Origin of the sequence: Pseudoxanthomonas kalamensis DSM 18571 (assembly GCF_010211745.1) — a bacterium.
Taxonomy (GTDB): domain Bacteria; phylum Pseudomonadota; class Gammaproteobacteria; order Xanthomonadales; family Xanthomonadaceae; genus Pseudoxanthomonas_A; species Pseudoxanthomonas_A kalamensis.
This window is the reverse complement of sequence record NZ_PDWQ01000003.1, coordinates 237,120-252,669: the sequence shown is the minus strand read 5'-3', so window position 1 is coordinate 252,669 and position 15,550 is coordinate 237,120. Positions and strand designations below refer to the sequence as shown.

Sequence of the window (15,550 nt, the reverse complement as noted above, 5' to 3'; positions counted from 1 at the left end):
AGGCAAAGCGTATCCGCTTTTGCCCGTCATTCCGGCAAAAGCCGGAATCCGTGCATGGCTGAGCGTCCACCAAGCTGGATCCCGGCTTTCGCCGGGATGACGACAATCACCAACCCAATACCGAATATGTGGAATGAGGATGCGCGCGCCGCGTGAGGCGAACATGAAGTCGGCGCGGCCCGCAAACGAAAAGCCCCGCACGCGGCGGGGCCCTTCGCGAAGCGGCGGCGAGCCTCAGGCTTCGCCGACCACGCTGACCGTGCGACGCTTCTTCGGGCCCTTGATGGAAAACTCCACCTTGCCGTCGACCAGCGCGAACAGCGTGTGATCGCGACCCAGGCCGACGCCCGCACCCGGATGGAACTGGGTACCGCGCTGACGCACGATAATGTTGCCGGCCTCGATGGCCTGACCGCCGTAGACTTTCACGCCGAGCATCTTCGGGTTGGAGTCGCGGCCGTTGCGCGATGAACCTACGCCCTTTTTGTGTGCCATGACTGCTTCTCCTTACTTGCTGATGCCGGTGATTTCGATTTCGGTGTAATGCTGCCGGTGCCCCTGCTGCTTCATGTGGTGCTTGCGGCGGCGGAACTTGATGATGCGCACCTTGTCGGCGCGGCCGTGGCCGACGACCTTGGCGGTGACGGTGGCACCCTTCAGGGCGTCGCCGACGGTGATGGACTCGCCATCGCCCAGCATCAGGACATTGTCGAACTTGACCTCGCTGCCGGCATCGGCCTCGAGCTTTTCCACGCGGAGCGTTTCGCCCTGCGCAACGCGGTATTGCTTACCGCCGGTGACCAGTACTGCGTACATGACCAGGCATTCCTCTGTAGTTATTGTGGTCGCTGCCGCCCTGACCGGGCAGACAGAAGCGGAATTATAGGGGATTCAGCAAGTTATGCGCAAGAACCTCCTGCCGACGCGAGCAGGCCGGCTCCCCGGGGCGATCCCGAGGCAATGACGGCCCGGCGGCCGGGCTGGGAAGCGGAGCTGACAGTCATTTGCCCCGGAATCCGCGGGCCGGTACGCTGACGGATTGCCTTGCGGCCTCCTCCAGACCCGACCGGACTCCCCCACCCGATGGCCATGGATTTCATCCGCATCCGCGGCGCGCGGACGCACAACCTCAAGAACATCGATCTCGACCTGCCACGCGACCGGCTGATCGTGATCACCGGCCTGTCCGGCTCGGGCAAGTCGTCGCTGGCCTTCGATACCATCTATGCCGAGGGCCAGCGCCGCTACGTCGAATCGCTGTCGGCCTACGCCCGGCAGTTCCTCAGCGTGATGGAAAAACCCGACCTGGACCACATCGAGGGCCTGTCGCCGGCGATCTCGATCGAGCAGAAGTCCACCAGCCACAACCCGCGCTCGACGGTCGGCACCATCACCGAAATCTACGACTACCTGCGCCTGCTGTACGCGCGCGCCGGCCTGCCGCGCTGCCCCGACCACGGCTATCCGCTGGAGGCGCAGACGGTCAGCCAGATGGTCGACCAGGTGCTGGCGCTGGGCGAGGATCCGGACACTGCCGAGCAGCGCTGGATGCTGCTGGCGCCGGTGGTGCGCGAACGCAAGGGCGAGCACGTGCAGGTGTTCGAACAGCTGCGCGCGCAGGGCTTCGTGCGGGTACGGGTGGACGGCGAGCTGCACGAAATCGACGCGGTGCCGGCGCTGGCGCTGCGGCAGAAGCACACCATCGAGGCGGTGATCGACCGTTTCCGTCCGCGCGCCGAACTGAAGCAACGGCTGGCCGAGAGCTTCGAGACCGCGCTGAAGCTGGGCGACGGCATGGCCGCGGTGATGTCGCTGGACCGGGCCGACGCGACGCCGATGCTGTTTTCGTCGAAGTACTCCTGCCCGGTCTGCGACTACTCGCTGCCCGAGCTGGAGCCGCGACTGTTCTCCTTCAACTCGCCGGTCGGCGCCTGTCCCGGCTGCGACGGTCTGGGCATGGCCGAATTCTTCGACCCCGCCCGCGTGGTCGTGCATCCGGAGCTGTCGCTGGCCGCCGGCGCCGTGCGCGGCTGGGACCGGCGCAACGCCTACTACTTCCAGCTGATCGCCTCACTGGCCAGGCACTACCGGTTCGACGTCGACGCACCGTGGCAGTCGCTGCCGGACAACGTGCGTCAGGCGGTGCTGTACGGCAGCGGCGACGAGCAGATCGTGTTCACCTATCTCACCGAAGCCGGCGGTCGCAACCAGCGCAAGCACAAGTTCGAGGGCATCCTGCCCAACCTGGAGCGGCGCTATCGCGAAACCGAGTCGTCGGCGGTGCGCGAGGAACTGTCCAAGTACATCAGCGAGCGGCCCTGCCCCGAATGCGGCGGCGCCCGGCTCAACAAGGCCGCGCGCAATGTGTTCGTCGCCGACAAGCCGCTGCCGGAGATCGTGGTGATGCCGGTGGACGAGGCGCTGACCTTCTTCCGCCATCTCAGCCTGCCGGGCTGGCGCGGCGAGATCGCCGCCAGGATCGTCAAGGAGATCGGCGAGCGGCTGGGCTTCCTGGTCGACGTCGGCCTCGACTACCTGACCCTGGAGCGCAAGGCCGACACTCTGTCCGGCGGCGAGGCGCAGCGCATCCGCCTGGCCAGCCAGATCGGTGCCGGTCTGGTCGGGGTGATGTACGTGCTGGACGAGCCGTCGATCGGCCTGCACCAGCGCGACAACGAACGCCTGCTGGGCACCCTGGTCCGGCTGCGCGACCTCGGCAACACGGTGATCGTGGTCGAGCACGACGAGGACGCCATCCGCGCCGCCGACCACATCCTCGACATCGGCCCCGGCGCCGGCGTGCACGGCGGCGAAATCGTCGGTCAGGGATCGCTGCGGGACATCCTGCGGGCACCGCGCTCGCTGACCGGGCAGTACCTGTCCGGCAAGCGCCGGATCGAGGTGCCGAAGACCCGGCACAAGCCGAATCACAAGATGACCCTGCACCTGCGCGGCGCCAGCGGCAACAACCTGAAGGACGTCGATCTGGACATCCCCGCCGGGCTGTTCACCTGCATCACCGGCGTGTCCGGTTCGGGCAAGTCGACCCTGGTCAACGACACGCTGTATTCGCTGGCCGCCAACGAGATCAACGGCGCCTCGCACGCACCGGCGCCGTACCGCGAAATCGAGGGCCTCGACCTGTTCGACAAGGTCGTGGACATCGACCAGTCGCCGATCGGGCGCACCCCGCGCAGCAATCCGGCCACCTACACCGGCCTGTTCACCCCCCTGCGGGAACTGTTCGCGCAGGTGCCCGAGGCGCGCGCGCGCGGCTATTCACCCGGGCGCTTCAGCTTCAACGTGCGCGGCGGCCGCTGCGAAGCCTGCCAGGGCGACGGCCTGATCAAGGTCGAGATGCACTTTCTGCCTGACGTGTACGTACCCTGCGACGTCTGTCACGGCAAGCGCTACAACCGCGAGACGCTGGAGATCCTGTACAAGGGCTACAACATCAACGACGTGCTGGAAATGACCGTCGAAGACGCGCTGGCCCTGTTCGAGCCGGTGCCGGCGATCGCGCGCAAGCTGGAAACACTGATGGACGTGGGCCTGAGCTACATCCGCCTGGGCCAGAGCGCGACCACCCTGTCCGGCGGCGAGGCGCAGCGGGTCAAGCTGTCGAAGGAGCTGTCGCGCCGCGATACCGGGCGCACGCTGTACATTCTCGACGAACCGACCACCGGCCTGCATTTCCACGACATCGAGCATCTGCTGGCAGTGCTGCACAAGCTGCGCGACGACGGCAACACCATCGTCGTCATTGAGCACAACCTGGATGTGATCAAGACCGCCGACCGGGTGGTCGACCTGGGACCGGAAGGCGGCCACCGCGGCGGCAGCGTGATCGCCACCGGCACCCCCGAGGAGATCGCCGCGAACCCGGCTTCGCACACCGGTCGCTTCCTCGCCAAGCTGCTCGACCCTGCTGCGCCCGCCTCCGGGCGCGGCACCCGTTCCCCCCGCCGCAAGAAAACCGCATGAACACGACCGACTCCTCCCCCAGACTGCTGGCCCGCATTCCGCTGAGTGTGCGCTGGCGCGACATGGACAGCTTCGGCCATGTCAACAACGCCATGTACCTGTCCTACATCGAGGAAGCACGCGTGCGCTGGCTGGCCACCATTCCCGGTTTCAGCATGCAGGACCGCTGCCTGCCGGTGCTGGTCAATGCAGACATCAACTATCGCCGCCCGATCACGTGGCCGGCCGAACTGATGGTCGAACTGTTCATCATGCGCCTGGGCAGCAGTAGCGTGACCATCGGCCATCGCATCCTCGATGCCGACGACGAATCAGTGCTGTACTGCGACGGCAGCGCCACCGCAGCATGGATCGATACCCACGCCGGCAAGAGCGTACCGCTGCCGGACGCGATCCGCGCCGCGTCAAGCTGAGCCGTATCCCATTCCCATCGTTTCCGGAGTACGCATGAGCGAGCTGATCCAGACCCGCGACCACGGCAACATCCGCGAAATCCGGCTGGCGCGTCCGCCGGTCAACGCGCTGAACCCCGAGCTGTGCCGGGCACTGATCGCCGCGGTCGAACAGGCGCAGACCGACGGCGTCGACGGCATCGTGCTGTCCGGCAACGACAAAGTATTCACCGCCGGCCTGGATGTGCCGCGCCTGCTCGCGTTCGGCGACGACCGCCAGGCCCTACATGCCGCCTGGCAGGCCTTCTTCGGCGCCGCCGGCAGTCTGGTCAACAGCCGGGTGCCGGTCGCGGTGGCGCTGACCGGCCATTCGCCGGCCGGTGGTTGCGTGCTGGCGCTGTGCTGCGACTACCGGGTGATGGCGCGCAGCCCCGACCCCGCGCGCCCCAACGTGATCGGCCTCAACGAAGTGCAGGTCGGGCTGGTCGCGCCGGAGGGCATCCAGCGCCTGCTGCGGCGAGTGGTCGGCGCGCAGCGCGCCGAACGCCTGTTGGTGGCCGGCGCCCTGGTCCCGGCCGAACAGGCGTTGCAGATCGGACTGGTCGACGAACTGGCCGACGGCGATCAGGTCGTGACCCGCGCGCTGGCCTGGCTGCAGGCCACTCTGGCCCTGCCGCGCCAGCCGATGCTGCAGACGCGCGCCATCGCCCGCGCCGACGTGGTCGAAGCGCTGGAGTCGGACAACGTGCCGCTGGACCGCTTCGTCGACGGCTGGTACGCACCCGACGCGCAACAGGCATTGCGGGCGCTGGTGGAAAAGCTCGGCAAATAACCCGTTGGAGCAGCGCAACCCGCGACAAGGCTTTTCCATGAAAGCCCTTTCGCGGCTTATGCAGCTAAGCCTCACTCAATTGCCGCGCGCCACCGGCCGTTGCGGATCGCCGATCCATTCGCTCCACGAACCGGCATAAACACGCGGCCCCGACAGGCCGGCATGCTCGAACGCCAGCAGCAGATGGCAGGCGGTCACGCCGGAACCGCACATCAGCACGGCCCGGTCGGGATCGCCGCCGGCCAGCGCCGCCGACAACGACGCACGCAGTTCCTCGACCGGCAACAGGCGACCATCGCGCAGGTTTCGCGCATACGGAAGGTTGATCGCCCCCGGTACGTGGCCAGCCACTGGGTCGATATGCTCGTTCTCGCCGCTGTAGCGTTCCGGCGCGCGCGCGTCGAACAGCCAGCCCGGTGATTCGGTCAGCCGCGCCTGCACTTCATCGGTGCCGACGATGCGCGAAGCCTCGAAACTCCCCGGATAGGCGCCCATGTCTTCCGGCACCGGCGTCTCCGCGGTTTCCGGCAAGCCGGCCGCACGCCAGGCGGCCAGTCCGCCATCCAGTACTGCAACGCGCGCATGCCCCAGCAGCTTCAGCAGCCACCAGGCGCGGGCCGCGGCCATGCTGCCGTCGCCGGCGTCGTAGACCACCACCTGGTGTTGCGGCGCGATGCCCCAGGCGCCCAGCTTGCGCGCGAACACCTCGGCTTCCGGCAACGGATGCCGCCCGCATCCGGCGCGGTTCAGATCGGACAAGTCCTGGTTGAGATCGGCGAACTGCGCGCCTGGCAGGTGCGCTTCGGCATAGCCTCGAATGCCGGCTGCCGGCTCGGACAGCACCGCGCGCGCATCCAGCAGGCGCAGGTCGGAACGTTCCAGCGCCCCGGCCAGTTCCCGTGCCGAAACGACGGTCGTCCAGTTCATGCCCGCCCTTCCAGGCGCTGCCTCAGGTTGTACAGAATGGCCGCGGTCGCGCCCCAGATGCGCTGGCCGGGCCAGTCGTACTCCAGCACGCTGCGCAGACGGCCACGGAATTCCAGTTCGACCTTGCGCAGGTTGCGCGGCGACATCAGGAAATCCAGCGGCACCTCGAACACATCCGCCACCTCGGCCGGATTCGGCTGCGGCCGGTACGCCGGATCCAGCGCGGCGACCACCGGAGTGACGCGGAAACCGCTGATGGTGGCGAACGGGTCCAGGTAGCCGAACGGCTGCACCTGCGTAGACGGCAAGGCGATTTCCTCGCGGCTCTCGCGCAAGGCGGCGGCAACCACGTCGGCGTCGCCCGGATCGATGCGTCCGCCGGGAAAGCTGACCTGGCCGCCGTGATGACGCAGACCATCGTAGCGACGGGTCAGCAGCACCGCCGTGCCGGCCGGCCGCGGCACCAGCCCGACCAGGACGGCAGCTTCGGCCAGCGGCCCGTCGGGCAGCAGGTCGCGCAACTCGTCGCGGTTCCAGCCCTCGCCCTCAGGCAGCCGGTCCAGCCCATGCAAGGCACTACGCAAGGCCAGCTGTTCAGGCAGCGCATCGAACAGGGAAGACAAGGGCGAACGCCGTGGCAGCACCGACTGCATCAGCCGCTCCCGCTCCGCATCGCCGATCTGCGACCAGGATGCGATTTCGGCCAGCGTGCGCCGGCAGCCGCGGCAATACCCGTCTTCGTCAAGCGTGCAGATCCCGGTACAGGGGCTGGCGATGACTCCGTTCGCATACTGCATGCAATCTACACCCTGGGCCGGCTCGGCGGAATCGGACACGGACTCCGCAAACGACCGTGCCGGCGCAAGGCCGGCACGGTCGGGTAACGCGAGCGTCGCGTGCGGATTACTGCACGGTCAGCAGCTTGATGTCGTAAACGACCGCCTGCTCGGGACCGATCGGCGACTGCCGGGTATTGCCGTAGGCGGTGTTGGCCGGCATCACCACTTCCCAGCGCGAACCAGCCGGCATCAGCACCAGCGCCTCGCGCAGGCCCTGCAGCGGAATCTCGCTGACCTTCATCGGGGTCGGCGCCGGCGCGGCCTGCCCGGCCGGCGGGCTGTAGGTGTCGGCAAACACGCGACCGTCGGTCAGCGCGCCGCGATATTGCAGGGTCACCGTGCTGGCCTGGTTCGGCTTGGCGCCGGTGCCGGCTTCGATCACCCGGTACTGCACGCCGCTGGGCAGGGTCTGCACGCCCGCCTTGGCCTTGTTCTGGTTCAGGAACGCCGTGCTTTTGGCGCGGTTCTCCGTGGCCAGCTTGTTGAAGGCGGCCTCAGCCTTCTCCTGCTGACGCTTCTCCATGGTCTGGAACGCCGTGCGCAGTTGTTCGACCGGCACCGCGGGATCCTTCTTGGCATAACCGTCCTGCAGCGCACGGGTCACCGTGGCCAGGTCGATCGACTCGCCGCTTTCGATCAGATTGCGACCGAGGTCGTAGCCCAGGGCGTAGCTGAGCGCATTGCGGTCCGGCGGCGGCGTGGTCTGCGCGAAGGCGGAGCCGGCAGCCAGGGTCAGGGCCAGCAAGCTGGCGGAAAGCAGACGCAACTTCATAAGTTTGTAGAACCTCCGGTAATGAAAAAGGCGGTTGAACCGCCCCTGCATTCAGACCAAATGCGTGACGCGATAGGATAGCCCGTGCCCGGCTTAACGGCCAGTGAGGACGTCGCTGTGACCACTGCCGGCATGGCAAAGTTCAATTTAACTATTTTTTAATTTTCTTTCCGGAGTCCTGCCACCGTCATGGGCGAATCCCGCGACCGCACCGAAACCGTCCTCGTCCACGACGATGGCGCCATCCGTACCGTCACCGTCAACCGTCCGGACAAGCTCAACGCGCTGAATGCCGCCACCCTGGCGGCCTTGCAGGCCGCCTTCGACGCGGCGGCCGACGATTCGTCGGTACGGGTGCTGGTGCTGACCGGCGCCGGCCCCAAGGCCTTCGTCGCCGGCGCCGACATCGCCGAGATGGCCGACCTCAGCGCCGCCCGGGGGCATGAATTCTCGCTGGCCGGACAGCGGCTGATGCGCCGCATCGAAACCCTGCCCAAGCCAGTGATCGCGAGGATCAACGGCTTCGCCCTCGGCGGCGGCCTGGAACTGGCGATGGCCTGCCACCTGCGCGTGGCTGCCGACAGCGCCCGGCTCGGCCAACCCGAGATCGGCCTGGGCCTGATTCCCGGCTTCGGCGGCACCCAGCGTCTGCTGCGGCTGGCCGGACGTGCCGCCGCGCTGGAACTGTGCCTGCTCGGCGCGCCGATCGATGCCGCCCGCGCGCAGCAATTCGGCATCGTCAACCGGGTGGTGCCGGCCGAAGCGCTGGATGCCGAAATCAAGGCGATCGCCGCGCAGCTCTCGCGCTCGGCGCCGCTGGCACTGCGCGGAACCCTGGAGGCGGTGATCGCCGGCGGCGAATGCGCGATCGACGAGGGCCTGCGTTTCGAAAGTGCGCAGTTCGCCCTGCTGTTCGCCAGCCAGGACATGCGCGAAGGCACCCGCGCCTTCCTGGAACGGCGCAAGCCCGAGTTCCGCGGCGAGTGATGCCTGCCGCGACCGGCCACGACTGCGCCCGCGCGGAGCGGTTTGCCGCGCTGCTGCGCGAAGACCGCATCGACGAAGCGCTGGATGCGGGACTGATGGACTATCGGCCCTGCCCGTCCTGCGCGGTCGCGACGATACGGGAAATCGCCACGGCGCAAGCACGCCTGCGCACTGCCTGGGCCGCACGCGAGCGCTATCGCGCACGCGAAGCACGGCTGGCCCGGTTGTCTGCGCAGCGCGAAGCCCGCCGTCGCCCGGCCAGCGCCATGCAGATGCAGGCCGCGCTGCCAGAGGCCGCAGCAGCAGCGCTGGCACGCGCCCTGGATCGTGCCGGTCGCAGCGACGGCGCATGAACACCCGCCGCCGCAAGACTCTGTCCGCCGACGAGGTGCGCGAACTGTTCACCCGCCTGCGCGAGCTGAATCCGAAGCCGACCACCGAGCTGGAATATTCGACGCCGTTCGAACTGCTGATCGCGGTGGTACTGTCGGCGCAGGCCACCGATGTCGGCGTCAACAAGGCCACACGCCGGCTGTACCCGGTCGCCAACACGCCGCAAACCATCCTTGCGCTGGGCGAGCAACAGCTGAAGACCTACATCTCGACCATCGGCCTGTTCAACGCCAAGGCGAAGAATGTCATCGCCACCTGCCGGATCCTGATCGAATCCCACGGCGGCGAGGTGCCGCGCGACCGTGCCGCACTGGAAGCATTGCCCGGCGTCGGCCGCAAGACCGCCAACGTGGTCCTCAACACCGCCTTCGGCGAACCGACCATCGCCGTGGACACGCACATCTTCCGCATCGCCAACCGTACCGGACTGGCGCCGGGCAAGGATGTACGCGCGGTGGAAGACAAATTGCTGAAGGTGGTGCCGGACGAGTTCAAAGCCGATGCGCATCACTGGCTGATCCTGCACGGCCGCTATGTCTGCAAGGCGCGCAAGCCCGACTGCCCGAACTGCGTGATCCGCGACCTGTGCCTCTACCAGGACAAGACCGTCACTACGACGACGCGGTAGGCGCTCCTGCCACCACCAGCGCGGCACAAGCATCGCGACGCCGATCTGGCGTCGTGGGGCAGCGTCATCTTATCGTCACGCAATGGAAATACGACAAAACTGTCACAATAACGCAAAGTTCACGGCCTAGCCTGCGCGGCGTCCTCCCTCGCCCCAAGGGCATATGCCATGAACCTGACCCGCAAGACCCTCGCCATCGCCCTGCTGGGCGCCCTCGCTGCGCCGGCCGCGCAGGCTGCCATCGCCGTCGACGTGATCGGTGGCTCCGAAGTCTCCTTCGAAGGTCTGCTGCAGACCGACGGCTACTGGTACGACAACGACGTCGCCAATCTGGATGCCGACGCCGGCGACGGCGAGAAGACCGACTTCGGCCTGCGTCGCGCCGAACTGGTGCTGAAGGGCAAGGGCCCCGGCAACCTCGAATGGACCCTCGGCTACGACGCCTCCGGCGACGGCAAGTTCCTCGACACCAACATCAAGTACAAGCTGGGCGGCAGCAAGACCCACTACGTGATGCTGGGTCAGTTCAAGCAGCCCAACAGCATGGAAGAGTTGTCCAGCACCAAGAACAACGACTTCATCTCAAAGGCGATGATCACCAACACCTACACGGTGGGCCGTCGTCTGGGCGGTTCGTACAACTACGGCAGCGACAACTGGCAGGTGACCGCCAGCTACTTCGGTCGCGAACTGACCCGCAACCGCGCCCACGGCAGCGGTTTCGGCCTGCGTGGCGGCTGGGCGCCGATCAACGAGAAGGGCAACGTGTTCTATGTCGGCGCGTCCTATGTCGACTACGACGTCGATGGGGATACCCTGCGCTGGCGCGCACGTCCGGATGCCGACCTGTCCAATCGCCTGATCGATACCGGCAGTACCGGCATCCGCAACGCCGACCGCACCTCGACCATCGGCCTGGAAAGCTTCTGGGTCAGCGGCCCGTTCAAGCTGCAGGCCGAGTACATGATGAACACGGTCAAGCGTTACGACACCGGCTTCGCCGCCCAACCGGGAGACGATTTCGACAGCTCCGGCGGCTACATCAGCGCACTGTGGAACGTCACCGGCGAAACATGGAGCAACAAGGCCGGCGTGCCCGGCACCTCCGGTCCGAAGGAGCCGGCCAGCGGCATGTGGCAACTTGGCCTGCGCTACGACACGCTGGACCTGGACGACGGCATCGTCGAGGGCGGCAGCATGGACACCATCACCCTGGGCGTGAACTACTACTGGCGCTCCAACTTCAAGTTCATGGTCGATTACGTGAAGGCGACCAGCGATCGCCGTGGCGTCAGCGACGACCCCAGCATTCTCGAGGCGCGCGCACAGTTCTTCTGGTAGCCCCGCCACCGCCTGTCCGACGGCACGCTCCGGCGTGTCGCCGGAAGGGCGTGTGAACGCCGTCATCGTTCCGACACGCAGCCGCAGTCGGGCTGTCATCCCCCTGTTATGCAATGGCCGGGCGCTTTGCTTGCCCGGTCCCCATCCCTTCAGGAGCCCTCCGTGACCCTCCATCTCAAATCCCGTCTCGCCGCATCCCTGATCGCCGTGTCGTTCGCGTTCGCCGCGCAGGCCGCCGATGTCACCGGCGCCGGCGCGTCGTTCGTCTATCCAGCCATGTCCAAGTGGTCGTCCGACTACAAGGCCGCCACCGGCAAGGAAGTAAACTACCAGTCGATTGGCTCCGGCGGCGGCATCGCCCAGATCAAGGCCGCGACCGTCGATTTCGGCTCCTCGGACAAGCCGCTGAAGCCGGAAGAACTGGCCGCCTCCGGCCTCGGCCAGTTCCCGTCGGTGATCGGCGGCATCGTGCCGGTGTTCAACGTCGCCGGCGTGCAAGCCGGCGCGCTGAAGCTGGACGGCGAGACCCTGGCCAGCATCTTCCTCGGCAAGATCAAGATGTGGAACGACCCGGCCCTCGTCGCCCTCAACGGCGGCCTGAGCCTGCCAGCGCAGAAGATCACCATCGTGCACCGTTCCGACGGCTCCGGCACCAGCTTCAACTTCACCAATTACCTGTCCAAGGTCAGCGCCGAATGGAAGGACAAGGTCGGCGAAGGCACCACGGTGCAGTGGCCGGTCGGCATCGGCGGCAAGGGCAACGAAGGCGTGGCTGCCTACGTCAAGCAGATCAAGGGCAGCATCGGCTATGTGGAACTGTCCTACGCGGTGCAGAACCAGATCGCCTACTCACGCATGAAGAATGCCGACGGCAACTTCGTCAACGCCAACGACGACACCATTTCGGCGGCGGCGGCTTCGGCCGAATGGGGCAAGGCCGAGGACTTCTTCCTGGTCATGACCAACGCACCCGGCGCCAACTCCTGGCCGATCGCCGCGACCAACTTCATCCTGATGCACAAGCAGCCGAAGAACAATCCGGCCGGAGCCAAGGCCGCGCAGGAATTCTTCCGCTGGGTCTACGCCAACGGCGACGCCCAGGCCACCTCGCTGGGCTACGTGCCGCTGCCCGACGCGCTGGTGCAGCAGATCGAAGGCTACTGGTCGCAGAACATGAAGTACTGAGCGACGGGCCCCTCTCCCTCGTCGTTCGTCCCCGGCGCGGACCCTCGGGTCCGCGCTTTTTGTTGCCCGCCGGTCCACCGGCGCCAATCCGTGGCCGGTGCGTCATACGGCTGTAACAAAAACATCATTTCATAGCCGGGTCCCTGCGCGGCCGTATTCCCGCCCCGCCCGCCTGCCATTCCCTACCGTTCCATGGAGTCCTCGATGAACGCCAAGCCGGTCCGCCTTGCCCTGTTGTCCCTGTCCGTCTGCGTGGCCTTGGCCGCGTGCAAGCCCGCCGCCGACGGTGCCCCAGCCACCTCCGGTCCGGATGCCGGCAACGCCGCCGCCCCGGCCGTCGATGCGCCTGCGGCCGCCGAAATCTCCGGTGCCGGCGCTTCGTTCATCTATCCGCTGATCTCCAAGTGGTCGGCCGACTACAACGCGGCTACCGGCGCCAAGGTCAACTATCAGTCGATCGGTTCCGGCGGCGGCATCGCCCAGATCAAGGCTGCGACCGTCGATTTCGGCTCCTCCGATGCGCCGCTGAGCAGTGAAGAGTTGGCCGAAGCCGGCCTGGGCCAGTTCCCGTCCGCGATCGGTGGCGTGGTGCCGGTCATCAACGTCGAGGGCCTGGCGGCTGGCCAGCTGAAGCTGACCGGCCCGCTGCTGGCCGACATCTATCTGGGCAAGATCACCCAGTGGAACGACCCGGCGATTGCCGCGGTCAACGACGGCACCACCCTGCCCGACGTCAAGATCACCCTGGTTCACCGCTCCGACGGTTCCGGCACCACCTTCAATTTCACCAACTACCTGACCAAGGTCAGTGGCGACTGGAAGGACAAGGTCGGCGAAGGCAAGTCGGTGCAATGGCCGGAAGGCGTCGGCGGCAAGGGCAACGAGGGCGTGGCCTCGTACGTGCAGCAGATCAAGGGCAGCGTCGGCTACGTCGAACTGGCCTACGCGGTGCAGAACGACATGGCCTACGCGACCATGCAGAACGCGGCCGGCAATTGGGTGCAGCCCAGCGACGCCAGCTTCGCCGCTGCCGCCGCCACCGCCGACTGGGCCAGCGCCAAGGACTTCAACCTGGTCATCACCAACGCCTCCGGCGCCGATGCCTGGCCGATCACCGCGACCAACTTCATGCTGATGTACAAGCAGCCGAAGGACGCCGCGCGCAGCAAGGCGACCCTGGACTTCTTCAAGTGGGCGTTCGAGAACGGTCAGGCGCAGGCGACCGAACTGCACTACGTGCCGCTGCCGAAGGAGCTGGTGGACCAGATCGAGGCCTACTGGGCCGCCGAGTTCAAGTGACGCGACGGTCCGTGCGCAACGCGCTCGGCTAGCGTTCCGTCATTCCTGCAACAGCGGGAATGACGGAACCCCTCTCTCTTCCGGAACGCCATGAACGCCACCGCCCTCTCCGTCGAGAATTCCCGTCAGGACGTCCGCGACGCACGCGCCGACCGTCTGTTCAAGTACGTCCTTACCGGCACGGTGATCTTCGTGCTGCTCGCCCTGGTCAGCGCCGCGCTGTCGATGCTGTGGGGCGGCCGCCATGCCCTGTTCGAGCAGGGACTGAGCTTCTTCTACACCGCCGACTGGAATCCGGTCGAGAATCACTACGGCGCGCTGGCACCGATCTACGGCACCCTCATCACCGCCGTGATCGCCATGCTGATCGCGGTACCGGTCAGCTTCGGTATCGCCTTCTTCCTGACCGAAGTGGCGCCGCGCTGGCTGCGCGGCCCGGTCGGCACCGCGATCGAGCTGCTGGCCGGCATTCCCTCGATCATCTACGGCATGTGGGGCCTGTTCGTGCTGGTGCCGGTGATGACCGAATACGTCACTCCCTGGCTCAACGACCACCTGGGCGCGATTCCCGGCATTGGCGTGCTGTTCCGCGGCCCGCCGCTGGGCATCGGCATGCTGACCGCCGGCTTCGTGCTGGCGATCATGGTCATCCCGTTCATCTCCTCGGTGATGCGCGAGGTGTTCCTGACCGTGCCGACCCGCTTGAAGGAGTCGGCCTACGCGCTGGGTTCGACCAAGTGGGAAGTCAGTTGGGACATCGTGCTGCCGTATACGCGCTCGGCGGTGATCGGCGGCATCTTCCTCGGCCTCGGTCGCGCGCTCGGCGAAACGATGGCGGTGGCCTATGTGGTCGGCAACAGCGTGCGCCTGACCCCGTCGCTGCTGGAGCCGGGCACCACCATCGCCGCGCTGATCGCCAACGACTTCGGCGAAGCCACCGAAACCTACCGCTCGGCGCTGCTGCTGCTGGGCTTCGTGCTGTTCGTGGTCACCTTCATCGTGCTGGCGATCGCCCGCCTGATGCTGATGCAGCTGGCGCGCAAGGAGGGCAAGTGATGAACGTCGTCGCCTCGCCGAATTCCGGCCCCAGCTCGCAGGCCGTCGCCGACCGCCTGTACGGCAAGCGCAAGTTCTTCAACGCGATCGCCCTGGTGATGGCCACCGCGGCGGCGCTGTTCGGCCTGATCTTCCTGGCCTGGATCCTCTGGACCCTGATCGCCAAGGGCATCCACGGCATCAACCTGGACCTGTTCACCAAGATCACCCCGCCGCCTCCGGGCGAGGGCGGCGGTCTTGCCAACGCCTTCTTCGGCAGCGCCCTGATGTGCCTGATGGCGCTGCTGATCGGCACCCCGCTGGGCGTGGCCGCAGGCACCTGGCTGTCCGAGTACGGGCGCGCGCGCAAGGCCGGCATGGTGATCCGCTTCGTCAACGACATCCTGATGTCGGCGCCGTCGATCGTGCTCGGCCTGTTCGTCTATGCACTGGTGGTCACCTTCATCGGCTTCTCGGCGGTCGCCGGCGCCATCGCCCTGACCTTCATCCTGCTGCCGGTGGTGATCCGCACCACCGACGAGATGCTGCAGCTGGTGCCCACGCAGATGCGCGAGGCAGCGCTGTCGCTGGGCGTGCCGCAGTGGAAAGTGATCATGCAGGTGCTGTATCGCAGCGCTTCGGCCGGCATCGTCACCGGCATCCTGCTGGCGCTGGCCCGCATCTCCGGCGAAACCGCGCCGCTGCTGTTCACCGCCTTCGGCAACCAGTACTGGAACAACAACATCTTCCAGCCGATGGCCAGCGTGCCGGTGGTGATGAACCAGTACACCGGCAGCCCGTTTCCCGACTGGCAACAACTCGCCTGGGCCGGCGCCCTGGTGCTGACCCTGTTCGTGCTCCTGGTCAGCCTGAGCGCCCGCGCCATCCTGCTGCGGAACAAGATCTCCCATGACTAACCTCACCTCGGACCCGGCC

Annotated in this window: 16 protein-coding genes; 11 read left to right on the top strand and 5 right to left on the bottom strand. The window is 66.8% G+C overall.

Annotation, left to right across the window (positions count from 1 at the left end):
* Window positions 1-234: 234 nt before the first annotated feature.
* Together rpmA and rplU are read right to left on the bottom strand one after the other, a co-directional pair.
* Entirely contained in the window at window positions 235-495 is a 261-nt protein-coding gene (gene rpmA / locus CSC70_RS07560) for a 50S ribosomal protein L27 (protein WP_162456060.1), read from the bottom strand.
* A gap of 12 nt (window positions 496-507) precedes the next feature.
* Window positions 508-816, bottom strand: coding sequence for a 50S ribosomal protein L21 (gene rplU / locus CSC70_RS07555; RefSeq protein ID WP_162456059.1), 309 nt, complete (start codon window positions 814-816; stop codon window positions 508-510).
* A gap of 267 nt (window positions 817-1,083) precedes the next feature.
* On the opposite strand from rplU, the gene uvrA reads away from it, so the two are divergent.
* The 3 genes from uvrA to CSC70_RS07540 are packed head-to-tail and all read left to right on the top strand — an operon-like array spanning window position 1,084 to window position 5,208.
* Window positions 1,084-3,984, top strand: coding sequence for an excinuclease ABC subunit UvrA (gene uvrA, locus CSC70_RS07550; protein WP_246189350.1), 2,901 nt, complete (start codon window positions 1,084-1,086; stop codon window positions 3,982-3,984).
* Window positions 3,981-4,397 carry an acyl-CoA thioesterase gene (locus CSC70_RS07545; protein ID WP_162456058.1) on the top strand — a complete coding sequence of 139 codons (417 nt, stop codon included), beginning with the start codon at window positions 3,981-3,983 and terminating at the stop codon, window positions 4,395-4,397. The genes uvrA and CSC70_RS07545 overlap by 4 nt, the downstream gene beginning before the upstream one ends.
* Window positions 4,398-4,431: 34 nt before the next feature.
* On the top strand, window positions 4,432-5,208 hold the full coding sequence (locus tag CSC70_RS07540) for an enoyl-CoA hydratase/isomerase family protein (RefSeq protein ID WP_162456057.1): 777 nt from the start codon (window positions 4,432-4,434) through the stop codon (window positions 5,206-5,208).
* A 75-nt stretch (window positions 5,209-5,283) separates the two neighbouring features.
* Here the strand turns inward: CSC70_RS07540 and CSC70_RS07535 are convergent, their stop codons facing one another.
* The 3 genes from CSC70_RS07535 to CSC70_RS07525 form a co-directional block, all read right to left on the bottom strand.
* Entirely contained in the window at window positions 5,284-6,135 is an 852-nt protein-coding gene (locus CSC70_RS07535) for a sulfurtransferase (protein WP_162456056.1), read from the bottom strand.
* Window positions 6,132-6,932, bottom strand: a complete 801-nt coding sequence (locus tag CSC70_RS07530; RefSeq protein WP_162456055.1) for a CoA pyrophosphatase — start codon at window positions 6,930-6,932, stop codon at window positions 6,132-6,134. Before CSC70_RS07530 ends, CSC70_RS07535 begins: the two co-directional genes overlap by 4 nt.
* A gap of 106 nt (window positions 6,933-7,038) precedes the next feature.
* Window positions 7,039-7,746 (bottom strand): FKBP-type peptidyl-prolyl cis-trans isomerase N-terminal domain-containing protein, encoded by a 708-nt coding sequence (locus tag CSC70_RS07525; protein WP_162456054.1) that lies wholly within the window; start codon window positions 7,744-7,746, stop codon window positions 7,039-7,041.
* Between the two features lie 189 nt (window positions 7,747-7,935).
* On the opposite strand from CSC70_RS07525, the gene CSC70_RS07520 reads away from it, so the two are divergent.
* The 8 genes from CSC70_RS07520 (at window position 7,936) to pstA (ending at window position 15,531) form a co-directional block, all read left to right on the top strand.
* Entirely contained in the window at window positions 7,936-8,733 is a 798-nt protein-coding gene (locus tag CSC70_RS07520; RefSeq protein WP_162456053.1) for an enoyl-CoA hydratase/isomerase family protein, read from the top strand.
* Window positions 8,733-9,086 carry a hypothetical protein gene (locus CSC70_RS07515; protein WP_162456052.1) on the top strand — a complete coding sequence of 118 codons (354 nt, stop codon included), beginning with the start codon at window positions 8,733-8,735 and terminating at the stop codon, window positions 9,084-9,086. Before CSC70_RS07520 ends, CSC70_RS07515 begins: the two co-directional genes overlap by 1 nt.
* The gene (nth, locus tag CSC70_RS07510; RefSeq protein ID WP_162456051.1) at window positions 9,083-9,754 is read left to right on the top strand and encodes an endonuclease III; all 672 of its coding nucleotides are present in this window, start codon (window positions 9,083-9,085) and stop codon (window positions 9,752-9,754) included. The genes CSC70_RS07515 and nth overlap by 4 nt, the downstream gene beginning before the upstream one ends.
* A gap of 168 nt (window positions 9,755-9,922) precedes the next feature.
* Entirely contained in the window at window positions 9,923-11,095 is a 1,173-nt protein-coding gene (locus tag CSC70_RS07505) for an OprO/OprP family phosphate-selective porin (protein WP_162456050.1), read from the top strand.
* 162 nt (window positions 11,096-11,257) lie between these two features.
* On the top strand, window positions 11,258-12,280 hold the full coding sequence (gene pstS / locus CSC70_RS07500; RefSeq protein ID WP_162456049.1) for a phosphate ABC transporter substrate-binding protein PstS: 1,023 nt from the start codon (window positions 11,258-11,260) through the stop codon (window positions 12,278-12,280).
* Between the two features lie 204 nt (window positions 12,281-12,484).
* Window positions 12,485-13,579, top strand: a complete 1,095-nt coding sequence (gene pstS / locus CSC70_RS07495; RefSeq protein WP_162456048.1) for a phosphate ABC transporter substrate-binding protein PstS — start codon at window positions 12,485-12,487, stop codon at window positions 13,577-13,579.
* A 90-nt stretch (window positions 13,580-13,669) separates the two neighbouring features.
* Entirely contained in the window at window positions 13,670-14,635 is a 966-nt protein-coding gene (gene pstC, locus CSC70_RS07490; protein ID WP_162456047.1) for a phosphate ABC transporter permease subunit PstC, read from the top strand.
* A complete protein-coding gene (gene pstA, locus CSC70_RS07485) occupies window positions 14,635-15,531 on the top strand; it encodes a phosphate ABC transporter permease PstA (RefSeq protein WP_162456046.1) in 897 nt (298 codons plus the stop codon). Before pstC ends, pstA begins: the two co-directional genes overlap by 1 nt.
* The last annotated feature ends 19 nt before the right edge of the window (window positions 15,532-15,550 follow it).

What these genes read in the sequence shown, in the direction of transcription:
- pstA (WP_162456046.1), top strand. Translation starts at nt 14,635, where the DNA reads ATGAACGTCGTCGCCTCGCCGAATTCCGGCCCCAGCTCGCAGGCCGTC.
- rpmA (WP_162456060.1), bottom strand. Translation starts at nt 495, where the DNA reads ATGGCACACAAAAAGGGCGTAGGTTCATCGCGCAACGGCCGCGACTCC.
- uvrA (WP_246189350.1), top strand. Translation starts at nt 1,084, where the DNA reads ATGGCCATGGATTTCATCCGCATCCGCGGCGCGCGGACGCACAACCTC.
- CSC70_RS07545 (WP_162456058.1), top strand. Translation starts at nt 3,981, where the DNA reads ATGAACACGACCGACTCCTCCCCCAGACTGCTGGCCCGCATTCCGCTG.
- CSC70_RS07535 (WP_162456056.1), bottom strand. Translation starts at nt 6,135, where the DNA reads ATGAACTGGACGACCGTCGTTTCGGCACGGGAACTGGCCGGGGCGCTG.
- pstC (WP_162456047.1), top strand. Translation starts at nt 13,670, where the DNA reads ATGAACGCCACCGCCCTCTCCGTCGAGAATTCCCGTCAGGACGTCCGC.
- pstS (WP_162456048.1), top strand. Translation starts at nt 12,485, where the DNA reads ATGAACGCCAAGCCGGTCCGCCTTGCCCTGTTGTCCCTGTCCGTCTGC.
- CSC70_RS07540 (WP_162456057.1), top strand. Translation starts at nt 4,432, where the DNA reads ATGAGCGAGCTGATCCAGACCCGCGACCACGGCAACATCCGCGAAATC.
- CSC70_RS07520 (WP_162456053.1), top strand. Translation starts at nt 7,936, where the DNA reads ATGGGCGAATCCCGCGACCGCACCGAAACCGTCCTCGTCCACGACGAT.
- CSC70_RS07505 (WP_162456050.1), top strand. Translation starts at nt 9,923, where the DNA reads ATGAACCTGACCCGCAAGACCCTCGCCATCGCCCTGCTGGGCGCCCTC.
- nth (WP_162456051.1), top strand. Translation starts at nt 9,083, where the DNA reads ATGAACACCCGCCGCCGCAAGACTCTGTCCGCCGACGAGGTGCGCGAA.
- CSC70_RS07525 (WP_162456054.1), bottom strand. Translation starts at nt 7,746, where the DNA reads ATGAAGTTGCGTCTGCTTTCCGCCAGCTTGCTGGCCCTGACCCTGGCT.
- CSC70_RS07515 (WP_162456052.1), top strand. Translation starts at nt 8,733, where the DNA reads ATGCCTGCCGCGACCGGCCACGACTGCGCCCGCGCGGAGCGGTTTGCC.
- rplU (WP_162456059.1), bottom strand. Translation starts at nt 816, where the DNA reads ATGTACGCAGTACTGGTCACCGGCGGTAAGCAATACCGCGTTGCGCAG.
- CSC70_RS07530 (WP_162456055.1), bottom strand. Translation starts at nt 6,932, where the DNA reads ATGCAGTATGCGAACGGAGTCATCGCCAGCCCCTGTACCGGGATCTGC.